9 protein-coding genes and 1 pseudogene are annotated in these 13,451 nt (G+C 59.9%); 8 read left to right on the top strand and 2 right to left on the bottom strand.

Going from position 1 to position 13,451, the window contains the following annotated elements; translation table 11 throughout:
- Positions 1 to 1,102: 1,102 nt before the first annotated feature.
- From ABH933_RS44990 to ABH933_RS45005, 4 genes are all read left to right on the top strand, one after another.
- The gene (locus ABH933_RS44990; RefSeq protein ID WP_429429218.1) at positions 1,103 to 1,894 is read left to right on the top strand and encodes a hypothetical protein; all 792 of its coding nucleotides are present in this window, start codon (positions 1,103 to 1,105) and stop codon (positions 1,892 to 1,894) included.
- The gene (locus ABH933_RS44995; protein WP_429429220.1) at positions 1,891 to 2,508 is read left to right on the top strand and encodes a cytochrome c oxidase subunit 3; all 618 of its coding nucleotides are present in this window, start codon (positions 1,891 to 1,893) and stop codon (positions 2,506 to 2,508) included. The genes ABH933_RS44990 and ABH933_RS44995 overlap by 4 nt, the downstream gene beginning before the upstream one ends.
- Before the next feature lie 11 nt (positions 2,509 to 2,519).
- Positions 2,520 to 2,819 (top strand): cytochrome C oxidase subunit IV family protein, encoded by a 300-nt coding sequence (locus ABH933_RS45000; protein WP_429429222.1) that lies wholly within the window; start codon positions 2,520 to 2,522, stop codon positions 2,817 to 2,819.
- Positions 2,820 to 4,945: 2,126 nt separating this feature from the next.
- On the top strand, positions 4,946 to 5,182 hold the full coding sequence (locus tag ABH933_RS45005; RefSeq protein ID WP_429429224.1) for a hypothetical protein: 237 nt from the start codon (positions 4,946 to 4,948) through the stop codon (positions 5,180 to 5,182).
- 351 nt (positions 5,183 to 5,533) lie between these two features.
- On the opposite strand, the pseudogene ABH933_RS45010 reads toward ABH933_RS45005, so the two are convergent.
- A pseudogene (locus ABH933_RS45010) lies at positions 5,534 to 6,557 on the bottom strand (IS630 family transposase).
- Between the two features lie 451 nt (positions 6,558 to 7,008).
- Here ABH933_RS45010 and ABH933_RS45015 point away from each other — a divergent pair.
- The 3 genes from ABH933_RS45015 to ABH933_RS45025 all read left to right on the top strand — a co-directional run bounded on the left by ABH933_RS45015 (position 7,009) and on the right by ABH933_RS45025 (position 11,807).
- Positions 7,009 to 8,421: a cytochrome P450 gene (locus ABH933_RS45015; protein WP_429429226.1), complete on the top strand. Its 1,413-nt coding sequence runs from the start codon at positions 7,009 to 7,011 to the stop codon at positions 8,419 to 8,421.
- Positions 8,422 to 8,625: 204 nt separating this feature from the next.
- Positions 8,626 to 9,666: a terpene synthase family protein gene (locus tag ABH933_RS45020; RefSeq protein ID WP_429429227.1), complete on the top strand. Its 1,041-nt coding sequence runs from the start codon at positions 8,626 to 8,628 to the stop codon at positions 9,664 to 9,666.
- A gap of 398 nt (positions 9,667 to 10,064) precedes the next feature.
- Positions 10,065 to 11,807 (top strand): CocE/NonD family hydrolase, encoded by a 1,743-nt coding sequence (locus tag ABH933_RS45025; RefSeq protein ID WP_429429229.1) that lies wholly within the window; start codon positions 10,065 to 10,067, stop codon positions 11,805 to 11,807.
- Here ABH933_RS45025 and ABH933_RS45030 read toward each other — a convergent pair.
- Positions 11,797 to 12,267: a helix-turn-helix domain-containing protein gene (locus ABH933_RS45030; protein ID WP_429429231.1), complete on the bottom strand. Its 471-nt coding sequence runs from the start codon at positions 12,265 to 12,267 to the stop codon at positions 11,797 to 11,799. The two genes, ABH933_RS45025 and ABH933_RS45030, sit on opposite strands and share 11 nt — an antisense overlap.
- Between ABH933_RS45030 and ABH933_RS45035 the strand changes: the two genes are divergently transcribed.
- Positions 12,251 to 13,363, top strand: coding sequence for a hypothetical protein (locus ABH933_RS45035; RefSeq protein ID WP_429429233.1), 1,113 nt, complete (start codon positions 12,251 to 12,253; stop codon positions 13,361 to 13,363). The genes ABH933_RS45030 and ABH933_RS45035 overlap by 17 nt on opposite strands.
- Positions 13,364 to 13,451: the final 88 nt, after the last annotated feature.

Consider the following 13,451-nt stretch of genomic DNA (forward strand, 5'->3'; position numbering starts at 1 on the left):
TTACGGGGCCAGGCGATTCACGAGTCACACCCGGTCTGAAGAACCGGCACCACCCTGCCAGCCAGCCCCAGGCCAGCCACCACCAACACTTACAGACGATTCAATCTGCCACTGCGATCGGTGGGACGATCAAGCCTGGCCCGAGCCCCCAGGTAACTGGTCATGTCCAGTAGAAGTCGCGGGAACGCCTGATCCAGTTGACGGGTTGAACCGCGTCCAGCGCAAGTCGGCTCCGAACTCCCTGTTTGGTGGTCAGGAGGCGTTTCTCGACGGCCACCTGCTTGCAAATCGAGGCCGTAGTCCACTCGGCCCGGCGTCGCTGCCGCATCGTTTCCTGACGCGTCAGTAAGCGGTGTGCACAACTTCGAAACTTCCGTTGGTTTACCGGGCGTCCATCTCGTGCAGCGTGCTGTGCAGGGGAAATTTCGGGTGTTGCGGCCCGAACTTGCGATCCGGGGCACGAATGGTCCGGTTCGTAGGTTCGGTGCGACCGGATTGTTAGATGCTATATACCAATGGAATTCCGATGAAGGGACCCCGATTATGAAGTACGCACTTGGCCGGTTGCGTAGCTGCAATGATAGTGAACGGTCGTGCCATGGCAGCCGGTATTGCCATGGCTGCTTCCGGCGTTCCGTTGGTGTTCGATTCCGTCAGAAGAAGAATGCAATCACTGGATATCCAATAAGCACCCCGTGACGGTCCTCGTATCTCGAACTTTCATGAACGTCTGCGTTGTCGGTGATGCGAGGCTACGGCAAATGCTTTGGTCCGGCCGGACCGCATCGGTCCGATAGCAACCGAGGTATTGCTGAGGTGCCAACGCGGCATCCACCGCCCGTCCGATGGCTCAGAGCATGGTCGCGCAGATGTGTGGATGCGTATGTTGCACGGCCGAGCCAGTTGCGAACGGCCGATCGGATGACCGCAACCTTGAAAGGGATCGAGTCAATTTCGATCCATTTATAGCCCCAGCGGCGAGGGTCGTCGTGAACGGCATAGACGAGATCGAATGAATGGCAGTGTTGATGGCCCCGCATCGGCGCGTGTCTTGATGGACCCAGCCCGCCCTATGCGGGTTTGAGTGTCTTAGGAGTATGGAATGTTGACAGAAGACTCCCCTAACCATGTCGGAGCGATCGAACGGGACCCGGCCGACCATGTCTCTCGCTTGTTCGGAGTGTGGAGCTGCATCGGTATGATGGTGCTGTTCGGGCTGGGTTTGGTCGCCTTCGCGCGGTTCCTACCACCGCCTGCACCCGACCTAACCGCCGACCAGATCACTTCGGTCTACCTGAGTAACTTGGTTCCAATCCGTATCGGAACCGTCTTGATGACGGTTTCCTTCCCGCTGCTGATCCCTTTCGCAGCGCTCGTGGCGTCCGAGCTGAGAAGCCGGGAGGGAACTTTCCCGACGCTGACTTATATTCAGGTGGGTAGCGCGAGCGCTGTCGCTGGACTGGCGGCGCTGATCCCGCTCGTGTGGGCCATTGCAGCTTTCCGGCCCGGTGAAACCGATCCCCATATAACGCAGGCATGGAACGATTTCGGCTGGTTCCTGTTTCTGTTCATGTGGCCGCCGGCCAGCATGTGGGCTGTGGCGGTCGGTATCGCAATTCTTCGCGATGCTGATTCGAAACCAGTCTTTCCGCGATGGGTCGGCTATTTGTCGTTCTGGATGGCCTTCCTTTTGTTTCCTGGAGGGCTCATCGTCTTCGTCAAGAAGGGCGTCTTCGCGTGGAACGGGCTGATCTCGTTGTGGATTCCGTTGGTTGTTTTCTTCGTGTGGCTGGTGGCCTTGCTGATATTCGAGATCGCTCACCTTGGAATCAAGGTCGGCAAGCGACGCCGGGTGCGGGAGGACAGTATTGCTGTCGACCGGGGGCAGAAGTGATTGCCACCGAAATAGGATCCGACCACCATACCGATGGCGTTGACACTTCGCAGGTATGGGCACGCCGCGTCCCCGGCGAGGTCGGTGTTTGGGTCTTCGTTCTCGGAGATATGACGATCTTCGCAATATTTTTCGGCACAATCACATATGCTCGGGCACGTCAACCCGGACTATTCGAACAATCACGGCACACACTCAATACTAGCATTGGATTGGTCAACACCCTACTGTTACTTACCAGTTCATTGTTGGTAGCCCTCGCTGTCACAGCTTTACGCTCGGGGATGAGCAGGATACGGCCTCGGTGCTATTTTCTTCTCGCCATCGCGTGTGGTGCCATCTTTCTGATGAACAAATATTTCGAATACAGCGCACAACTACACGCCGGCGTGATCCTCACCTCCAACGACTTCTACCTGTATTTCTTTGTATTCACCGGAATCCATGCCGTGCATGTGTTGATCGGAATGTGCATCCTGACATGGCTTGCTATCGCCTCCGGTGGCGATCGACCCCGTGCAGTAATGATTATCCGTGCCGAGACCGGAGCAACTTACTGGCATATGGTTGATTTGTTGTGGATCGTCTTGTTTCCGATGTTCTATCTATTGTAAGGATTTCAACGATGCGGCTACGAAGCAAGGGGCTCAGCGCAACACTCTACTTGGTGTGGCTCGCGCTGATCCTTCTCACCGGCGCATCTTTGTGGCTCGCCGAGGGGTCGGAACTCAGGCTCGGGAATGGTGAACTTCCGCATACTGCTGTATCCGTCGGTGTACTGACGCTCGTATTTGTCAAAATTTCTGTTGTAGGCAACTATTTCATGGAAATTCGTCACGCCGTAATCGGACTGCGAGCGATATTCTTTGCCTGGGTCTTAACAGTGTGGGGCGTGCTGTCCGCACTGTTTATACTCGCCAGCTGATATAGGCCGTTCTGATTGCGTCTTGCGGATTCTACCGCTGTGGAAGTGGTGCTGGACCAGGCGATTTCGTGCCCGGCCCAAGCCCAAGCCTTGGTCAGGGGTGAGCAATGTGGTTCGCACTCGTCGGTGGCGCGGTCGACGATCCGGACAGATATCGTAGTGGTTGGCTCGGGCAATAGCATCATTGGTGAACTTGACGCACTCATTCGCAAGCACTGAAGTGGCCGAAGGGTGCTGTTCGTGGTGTCACGGTCGGCCGGACGACGGTAAGAATTGGGCCGCGAGACGGACGTGTTTCTCTGTAGCGGTGTTGCTTTGGCATTGTTCGCGGAGATGGTGTCGCACGTTCGCTGCGGAGCGGGCTCCGCACGCTCGGGCGGTCGCCGAGGCGTCCGGTCGCCCGGTACGCGGTGCAACGAGGTTTTCGGGATCCCGGTCTTATTCGCGGTCTCGTCCAGGGATCGGTTCCCCCGTCACAGCGACCGCGCTTACTCGATCTTGTCCTCCAGATGCGCGACCACCTCCGATCCAGGTGGTCGGCGTCGATGTTCCGGAAGGCGACTGGCTCATGGGATCTCCAGCAGCGCAAGTGGTCCGCCTCCCCGAACAAGGCGGCGTCGACCATGGTCACGCCGGAACACGACCGTGCCGGTGGCGCGTATCGGGCGTCGGCGTTCGGGCGTGTCGTTTGCAGGCGGCGGCTCACGACGGGACAGCACGGTGCCACTTTCCCGAGCCGGTGCACCGAGCCTGCGCCTATCACAAGTGGTGCGGTGCGCTTGAGTAACAGTGTGACCAGGGCCTTGGTCAAGATTGTGCACGATCTGACTCGCCTGAACAGGAGAGGATCCGAGTAAGTGGTGGGCATCGACATGCGCGTGATTGTTAGTCGGGGCATGGCTGGCGATCTCGGGAGCACTCCGACTACCTGAATGCCGGTCCCTGCCAGTCCGGGGCCCATGACGTCTCGCTCCTGCGTGAGCCGCCCCAACCGGGAAGCCCTTGCGTACCGCGGGGGCACCCGCAGATATGCGGCAATCGCCCACCGGCCGACCCCAGTCTGCAAAGCTATTCGGCCGCACGGGCTTCAGCTCCCCCGTGGCCTGGTCTACTGCGGTGTCTGCGAGGTCTGCCTTGCCGTGGAAGTGGTGATCCATGCTGCCTTGCTCGACGGTCGCCCGCTGCTGGGTGGTCTTTGGGCTGGTGCCGACGTCCCGCCTCGACACCAGGTCGCGTGTGCTCTCGATCAGACGTTCGTCGGCGCGGTCGTTGGTGTAGTGATCCCAGATAGGTGATTCCCCGCAACGGAATCGAGGTGCCTGCTCCAGAACGCTGCGGTGCGAGTGCGACCTCGTGGTTGCTGCGATTTCGCTGGCGTTGTACGGGCTTTCGTTTCGGGGCACAGCCGCAGTGACTCGGTTTACAGAGCCGTATCCGAGAGTGAGACTGGGACAGACGTTAATCAAAGACTCGCGATAGCTCCATATCGGATACGCGACATCAAACCGGAGAGCTGGAACTGAGGAATCCACATGCAAGAAAATATGTTGAGCCACATGCCTTCCGGTGCTCTCGAATCTGGTACTGGTAATGTATACCGTCGGTAGGTTCTTCGGGAGCCTTCATTACCGCACAGTCGAGGACTGTGTCTACTTTTCCGACATGGGGGCGACAGCAACCGGGCGTCGGTCGTTTGTGAACAGTCCGATGGTGACAATCGTCGCAGACACCGCCGACTACGACCGTCTACCGGCTGTCGCGGCGGCAGTGATTGTCCGCGGCGAAGGCCTCGCGGATCGGGGTGAACAGGTTCACTGCCTCCCAACAGATGCTCTAGGTGAGTGTGACCTCCAGATAGACGAGTCCCGCCATGCATTTCATATAAACCTCAGGGCCAGACCTCGTATCGAGATCGAGCTTCCCGTCGACCGATCCGGCCCGACAGACCGTCCTTTCGGTCTCCGGCCGAGAGTGTGGAAACCACCGTCCCTGAAGCATAGGTGCGGCTTGGCTGACGGTTGGGAAGGAGCGCCGCGTCCGGTACAGCGTTGTGCTGGATACGACAACGACGTCGCGCGGTACTCCCATAGGCCGTATCTCTCGATTTCTGAACAGGCGCCATGAACATGGCCGACTACCTACCTCGAAACGCGATGCCGGTCTGCCAGGGCGGTGAATGTCATATCAGGATCCGGTTTTTCAATCCGGCGATCGAACTCGACTACCGCGCCAGTCGCGATGCCGCCGATATGTTCGCTGCGGCGATCGGGCCGGCCGCCGTGGTCACGATCGACGCCGACATCGGCGACCCTATGCCGCCTTTGCCGTGTGCTCGGCTGTGGACCCTTCCGGATTCGCTTTGACTGCCAACCAGGCGCGCGCCCTAGCACTGTGCCCTGAGCTCGACCGGCGCTACCGACGAATCGCTCGTCACCATCATGACAATGATTTCCCTCAGGAGTATCCGATGATCAACACGCCTTGTTCTCGCTGCGGAAAGTTGTTGAAAGACAGTCGAGATCGTAGACAACCTCGCCGGACGGTCTGCACTCCGACACGAAGACTGGGCGCAACGCGGATGACTAGAGCCGACTGGGACGCGGTTGGCGGCTGGCTCAATCCAGACGAACCGCGGCTCATCGGCGAAATGGGCGACGAATAGGCCTCTAATGCCAATGCCGTTCAGTTACTAAGGAGTTCAGAAGTAAGTCGTTTCAGGCGGTGATGTAGGCCAGGTGTGGATCGCGGAAGAATCCGCGGACGAGGGCGGGTAGATTCTGCAGGCGGCGCAGGGCGCCGGTGGCTTTGGTCTTCAGATCGTCCTTGCTGGTGACATCGATCTTGCCGATGCGGTCGGCCTTGACGTTCTTCCACACCCATTCGTCGGGGTTGAGCTCGGGCGAGTAGCCGGGTAGGAAGAACAGCCGCAACCGGCCCTCGGTGGAGGCGACGAACTGTTTGGTGGCGTTGGCGCGGTGGCTGGGATGGCCGTCCACGATCAGGAACACCGGGCCCGTAGCGTTTGCAGAACTCGATGAACACCGTCGTGTTCACGGTGCCCTCGTGGAGCATGAAACGCAGCGCGCCTTGGGCGCTGACCGCCGACAGCATGTTGATCGAGTAGCGGGCACCGGTGTTGGCCACGACCGGGGTCTGTCCGGCCGGTGCCCAGGTGGTGCCGGCGTGGTAGTCCGAACGGATTCCGGCCTCGTCGCCGAAATGCACTGTCGCACCGGCTTTTTTGGCTTCGGTGCGGATCGCGGGGAACTGCTCGGTCTTCCACCGCTCCACCGCGTCGGGGTTCTGCTGGTAGGCGCGGTGCAGCGGACGCTGCGGTGACATGCCCATCGTGCGCAGCAGGCGACCCACGCTGACCACGCTCAGCTTCACGCCGAATTCGCGGGCAATCACCTCACGCACCATTTCCCTTGTCCACAAAGCGAACTCGAACGACAGCTGGCGCGGATCGACACCGACGATGAATCCGTACAGCTTCGAGATCTGCGTGGCGTTCAGTCGCGGCGGGCGCCCCGGAACCGCCTTGGCCTTCAACGCATCCTTACCACCCTCACGCGCCTTGGCCAGCCACCCGTACACGGTGTTCTTGTGAAACCCCATGGTCACGGCCACTTCTTCGGGGTGCGCGCCCGCCGCGACCTGCTCGATCGCCCGCATCCGCAGCACCTCGAGGGTCTTGTGATCCAACTTCCGGCCGTCGTTGTCACGCACCCACGGGATTCTCCCAGGATGCCGCGAGAATCCCGGGAATTCACCCAGCGAGTCTCGACCTACTTACGAACTCCTTAGTAAGCGCATGAGACCCGTGTTGGCGCGATCCCCCAAACACCACCAGCACACTTCCGGTTTTGGTGCCGAAAATTCTGTTCCGGGGCTGAAACGCTAACTCCGCACAGAGGGCGAAGCCGATCTATGCGACAGTCGGTGACATGCCGTTGTCTCGGGTTCATGAAGTAGCGCGCAGAACGTACGGGCACCCACCTGCTACGCCTGTACAGAATGTGCTGCACGCCTTTATTTGTTTAGAGAAAGGCGCTGGTTATCACTCGTCGCGAAACACCGGCAGCACTCCGCCACCATTTGAATGTCGATGCATAGAGCCACCTAGGCCATTGTGGCTACCTGCTCACGGCACGTCTTCGCCAGATCCACGGACCATGGGATAGACGTCGTGAGTGTCGACCGCACTGTCCCTGTGGCTCCGTATTCATTGCCGCTGATCGGCCATATTGGGCAAATATTGAGAGATCCCCTCAGATTTTTGACCACGCTGCCGCATCACGGAAGTGTAGTGAAGGTGAAAGTCGGACTCATCGACGTGGTCGTCGTATGTGATGCGAATCTTACAAATCAAATTTTTCGCGACGACAAGGCATTCGACAAAGGAGGCCCGATATTCGATCGAGGCCGTGAGGTCATCGGCAATGGTCTGGTCACCTGTTCGCATCGAGACCATAGGCGCCAAAGACGGCTTATTCAGGCGGCTTTCACCGCGGGACGAATGCCGGCGTACGCCGCGATCATGACTGGCAGCGTGGCAGATGCGATGAACTGCTGGGGCCAGGGCTCGACTGTTGACGTATTCAAAACAATGCAGAGCCTTTCGTGCGAGATCGCAGTGAAGACACTGTTCGCCGATGCCGGGGAGCCAGATATCCGCCAACAAGCCCTCGACAGTTTAGCGCAGATATTCGACAATCTTCCTCTCCGGTTGCTGATTCCAGCATCACTCGACACGTTCCCCACGCCGAGCGGACGGCGCTATAATCAAGCCCGCAGAAAATTCCGTACCTCCATCGGCGCGATGGTAGCCAGTCATCAGGCTCGGCAGGTCGACCAAGGGGATCTCCTGTCTGCTCTGCTGGTTGCCCGCGATGAATTCGGTCACGTGCTATCGGAATCCGAGATAGTCGACCAGGCACTGACTTTCTTCCTCGCCGGTTCTGAAACCACTGCTGCAATTTTGTCTTGGGCATTTTTTTTGCTCGGCCGCCACCCACAAGTCAAAGAACGCCTCCACCGTGAAGTTGACGAAGTACTTCACGGTAGATGCGCGACAATTGATGACGTCCCGCAGTTGAGGTTCACCCGCCAGGTCATGACCGAAACACTGCGACTGTATCCACCCGGATGGATGCTGACTCGCACGGCCACGGCTGACACATCACTCGGCGGATACTTCATCGCCAAGGGTACGACCGTGGCGTACAGCCCCTATATCCTGCATCGGGGCAGTGCCTACGAAAACCCCGAATCCTTCGACCCCGATCGCTGGGAAACCGGACGCTCGGCAGCTATCCCACGCACAGCGCTGGTCCCCTTCGGCGGGGGTGCCCGAAAGTGCATCGGTGACAGCTTCGCCATGATGGAGTCAGTCATTGTGCTCGCCTCCATCGCCTCCAGCTGGGATCTACAGCCCCAGATGCCCGGCACTGTACGGCCTGGAATCGCATTCACCCTGTATCCCAAGAAACTGAAGATGCTACCAGTTCGTCGAGGCCAGCGTAATCCCGGTTTCCCGAATCACATTAGGACCACGGGCACCCCGTACCCGGAAGTCGAGATTCAAGGAACTGACCGATGATCCGACAAACCCCAATTATACAGACTCGGAAGACCCTGCTCGAGCAAACCGCGAGCGTGGCCGATGTGGAGCAGGCCGTGCGGGCAGCAGGCCAGGCTCTCTTGAGCGGATCGAGACTCAAATCACATTTGTCGTCCACCCTACGCCACCGGGAATATGACGCCAGCGAATGCGACGTCAGATACAGGAAGGAGGCACCCCAGCATGACGGACGGTTTCCTTGCAAAAACTCAGTTCACCGCTGAGGACATCCTCGGCGACGGTTTCCGATTCAAATGCCATACCGAAGCAGATATTGCGAAGAATATCGCAACGGTCGATGAATGGGAATTTTCGAGGGGGTTATGTGCCGCACTCGGCGAATCACATTTCCGGCAGTGGGATCTGGGGCATTTCGTGGGTTATGCTTACCCGCTGTCGAGGCCGGGTCCCGGAATGGACCTCATCGGCAAGTTTATGACCGTCGCGATCCAAGTGGACGACCACATCGATCACGCAGTGTCCGCCGCCGAATGCTTGGAGCTAGTAGCGCCATTCATCAGAATTCTGAGAAGCGACGGAATCTCCGCGAACCACCTCGTGTCACCATTGCACCGCGGCTTCGCGGAAGTCGTTAGAGAATCGGTACTAATCGGTTCCCAAGATTGGTGGAGTAGAGCAAAGTGCAGCTGGATACGGTCGCTGACCGCCGTGATACATGAAACGGTAAACAGAGATATTCGAGCCAGTCCTGCACCTTACGATCTATTTCTTGAGATACGCCGCCACAGCGGATATATGGAACCCTTTTTAGATATTTTGGAGCCAGCGGGCGTCTTGAACGTCCCACCGGTGGCGTTTTCCAGTCCTCATCTGTCACTGATCAGGCAGACAGTGTCGGACCTCGGAAACTTCATCAACGACGTCTACTCTATAGAGAAGGAGATTGATTCGGGGCAGTACGACAATCTTGTATTAGTTCTGCAGAACGAGAACAATATAACCATTGCCGAATCGATCTACGCCGCGATGGACCGAATCAAAGCGTTGGCCGAGCGGCTGGTACATTTGCGGTCGGAACTACCCGCGATGTTCGAAAGCCTGGCACTGACAAACCAGGAAAGGCGAGCAGCAGGGTCGTACGCCGACGCCCTCGAAATGTGGGTGTCCGGCTTCGTCAGATGGCAGACGAGCAGCCCCCGATACAACAGCTTGAACAGCGCCCTGACGACCGTCGATTGTTCTGCTAATGATGTGCGTGGTTGACAGCGCGCCGCAGCCACGGCCGGACGCTCGGTCAGCTTACGGAGACCGACATGGTTCTGGTTGGGTCGACTGCTGTGATAATCGACGATGATGCCAGAAGTCCCGCGTGATATCGCGCCGTTCCTCAATTTGCCTGAGTATTTCCCTCCCGGACATCAACGAGGACACAGTCCGCCGGCTCGCCACCCACGCGCGCTCGTTCGCCGCGAACATGCAGACTCTAGTGCCGGTTATGCGTTGGAAGGCTTCTGGCAGCCTTCCGGCTCTAGCCGTTCGGCGGGTTGTTCCCGGCGAATGGCGGTGATCGGAATGCTCCAGCGGGCGGTAGATTATGTAAACCGTCCAGCCGTCCGAATCGGCAATCGCGCCGAATGCAATGAAGTGAAAGGCATCAGCTGATGTCGTATAAGGTCAATGTTGAAGTCGGCATCCCCATGAGCGATGGAGTGAAGCTCACTGCGGATATCTACCTTCCGGATGCCGAGGGCCCTGTGCCGGTCCTTCTCGTGCGTCAGCCCTACCGGAAAGACATGACTGTCCTAAATGGACTTGTGCCCAGTATTTCCGAGCTGATGAAGAACGGTTACGCGCTCGCCATTCAGTATTGCCGTGGAACCTTTGCCTCGGAGGGTACATTCGAGCCGCATGTTGCCGATACCTCCGATGGCGCAGATACGGTGAATTGGCTCCTCGAGCAGGACTGGTGTGACGGCAATGTAGGTGGTTTCGGCTCATCGTATCTCGGCTTCGTTCAGTTCCACACCGCCGCCACGGGGGTTGCGGGTTTGAAGGCTATCGTTCCGGTGATGACTTCGGCAGATCTGTTCCGTGCGCCGTGGCATTCACCGGGTGGCGCTTTGTCCTTCCAGTGCTGGCTGCTGTGGAGTTACACGATGTCCACCTTTGAGCTCCGGCGGTCACTTGCGGCAGGTGACGGTGATCCTCGCGATACTCGCGGTCTGATGGACGCGCTTGCCGATCGCTCCACTTTGGCGGCGATCACACCGATTTCGGAACATCCGCTGATCGCGAAATATTTGCCCTCGATGCTGGATTTCGTGATGGGTCATCCGGACTGCGACGAGGCGTGGACCGAGCTATCGGCTTTGGATCGGGTCTCCTCCATCACCACGCCGGCCCTGCATATGGGCGGATGGTACGACCTGTTCTGTGGGGAGACGCTCCGGGCTTACACCACGATGAAGGAGAGTGCCGGATCTGCGGAAGCTCGTGCGGGCCAGCATCTGATCATGGGCCCATGGAGCCACAACGCCAGCGGGTTCCTGGGGTACTACCCGGACCGTGACTTCGGGATGTTCACCGCGAGCGTGGACGCGGCAATGCTGGGCGACCGCCACATCGCGTTCTTCGACCGCTGGTTGAAGGGGAACGAGCAGGCTCTCGACGACGTGGCTCCGGTTCGGATCTTCGTTATGGGCATCGATCAGTGGCGCGACGAGCAGGACTGGCCGCTGCCGGATACGAACTACATTTCGTACTATCTCGGCGGTGCGGGGCCGGCGAATACCGCGGCCGGCGCCGGATCATTGTCGGTTGCGGAGGAGAACGTCGATGTAGTCGATGTATATCTGTACGACCCCCGCCGTCCGGTTCCGTCGCTGGGTGGCACGCTGATGAATCACGGCGGCTACGAAGGCCCCGCCGATCAGCGACCGCTGCACGACCGTGACGATGTGCTGGTCTTCGCCACCGATGTTCTCACCGCACCGGTGGAGGTAACCGGTCCGGTGTGCGCGACTCTCTTCGTGAGCTCGTCCGCGGTGGATACCGACTTCACGGCGAAGCTCGTCGACGTGTATCCCGACGGCAGGGCCATCATTCTGTGTGACGGGATTCAACGAATGCGTTATCGGAATTCCTTGTCCGCGCCAGAGCTCATGACGCCTGGTGAAATCTATGAGATCACGATCGATCTGATCGCCACCTCCAATGTGTTCCTTCCTGGTCACCGCATTATGTTGGAAATCTCCAGCAGCAATTTCCCGCGATATGACCGAAATTCCAATACGGGCGGAGTGATTGCGCAGGAGCACGTGTCGGATATGGTTGCTGCGGTCAATCGGCTCTATCGCGGTGCCGAATATCCCAGCCGGGTTGTCCTTCCGGTCATCAATCGATGACTGTATTCGCTTCCTGCGGGCCGTAACCGGCTGGGAAGCATGGTGAGGCAGGAGGGGCTGCCGCGGGGTGCAGGAGCAATCGCCGGACGGCGAGAGCGAGCTGTACCCGTAGCCGTCCCTCCGGCGTGCGCACGGACCAGCCCAGCTCGTGCTCGATCGTGACGAGCCGGTCTTGCAATGTCGAATGATGAACGAAGAGCGCCGCCGCGGCCAGTCGCAGGCTGCTGTGTGAGGTGAACTCCGCGAGCGTACGCAGCACCCAGGGCGCGATTCGTGCCGCGACCTCGATGAGGTGAACGTCGGGCGGCGGCGCGCTCGAGTCCAGGGCGTCCGCGAGCAGCGCCAAAGAACTCACCTCCTCCGCGAAGACCACGCTGGGCCCCGGATCGTTATCGGTGTCCTCGGCCGCGAAAGACGCAATCTGGCACGCCGCGACGGCCTGGGTGGATGCCGAACGCATCGATCATCTGATCGTGCTGCGCGCGCACCGACTGCGCGACGAGCAACGTATGCAGCTACTGCAACTGCGCTGGCTGACCGGGGTGCGGCTGGTGCTGGTGTGGCACACCAGGACCGTGCACGCCGACTGGGACCTGGACCTGGTCGGCCTCCCTCACGAGGTCACCACCGACCTGGCCGGGCTGCTCGACGAACTGGCCGCGCAGCCGCGCCTGCCCGGCGGGCCGAATTCCGCCGATGACGGCGACCTGCCCGCAGTTCCGCACTCGGACTTCGATTCGTTCCGCGCCGACGCCGCCCGCACCCTGGCCCCGGCTACCTTCCTTCGCGTCGATGGGGTCTACACCGCCGCACTGCACCAGGTATGCCGATACCTGGCCGACAGGGAATGGGCCGACCCGGACAATCACAGCCATCCCTTCACAGAGGTGTGGTCCGGCCGTGCTGACCCCGTCCTGGCCAAGGCACGCGGGCACGACATCGACACCACCCTGTTCGGTGGAATAGAGCCGGACGATGCCTCCAGATATCCGTTGCAGGCCATGCTCGCCGGATTCGTCGCCGACAGCCCCAGCCCGAGATGCACCATCACCAGAGTCCGCGGTGCGCAGGCCGCGCTCCAGCTGCACGGGTGGCGGCTCGAACTGCCGAACCTGGCCTTCTCGGTGGGGCCGGGCTTGACCACGACACCCCTGATGACCGTGGTGGTCGACCGTCCGCGCACGAGTACCCAGCGCACCCCGCGCCGCGGCGCTGGCCACCGCACTGTTCACCGGCGCGGCGCCCGGCGAACTGGCGATGTTGTACCCCGACCACCTCAGCCCGGCCGCAACACATCTCACCACCGGCCGCCGCGGCCGCATCTACGCGGTACCCCCGATCGCTCGGCCACTGTTACGAGCCGCCCACACCCAGATCACGCTCAACAACCCGGCCCGCAGAGGAGTGCTCATCGGAGGCACCAGCCTCGAGGGCCACACACTGCGCATCTCCGCCGACGTCTGCGGGATCCGGTTGCCCGCCTGCCACCGCTTCGCCAACACCTGGATCGCCAACATCAAAGCCGCAGCCGACGGGACTGCCCCGGATTTGATTGACTCGCGGGTTGTGGTGGTTTCAGGCCGCGAGTGAGGCCTGGTTCAGGGTCTCATACTCGACCGGGGTCAGCCGGGACAGCCCTCGCTG

The sequence above is a fragment of the Nocardia sp. GP40 genome (assembly GCF_050434125.1).
Classification (GTDB): domain Bacteria; phylum Actinomycetota; class Actinomycetes; order Mycobacteriales; family Mycobacteriaceae; genus Nocardia; species Nocardia albiluteola.

Excerpts from the sequence above, each read along its gene's own strand:
- ABH933_RS44990 (WP_429429218.1), top strand. The coding sequence starts at position 1,103 with ATGTTGACAGAAGACTCCCCTAACCATGTCGGAGCGATCGAACGGGAC.
- ABH933_RS45000 (WP_429429222.1), top strand. The coding sequence starts at position 2,520 with ATGCGGCTACGAAGCAAGGGGCTCAGCGCAACACTCTACTTGGTGTGG.
- ABH933_RS45005 (WP_429429224.1), top strand. The coding sequence starts at position 4,946 with ATGGCCGACTACCTACCTCGAAACGCGATGCCGGTCTGCCAGGGCGGT.
- ABH933_RS45020 (WP_429429227.1), top strand. The coding sequence starts at position 8,626 with ATGACGGACGGTTTCCTTGCAAAAACTCAGTTCACCGCTGAGGACATC.
- ABH933_RS45025 (WP_429429229.1), top strand. The coding sequence starts at position 10,065 with ATGTCGTATAAGGTCAATGTTGAAGTCGGCATCCCCATGAGCGATGGA.
- ABH933_RS45030 (WP_429429231.1), bottom strand. The coding sequence starts at position 12,267 with ATGCGTTCGGCATCCACCCAGGCCGTCGCGGCGTGCCAGATTGCGTCT.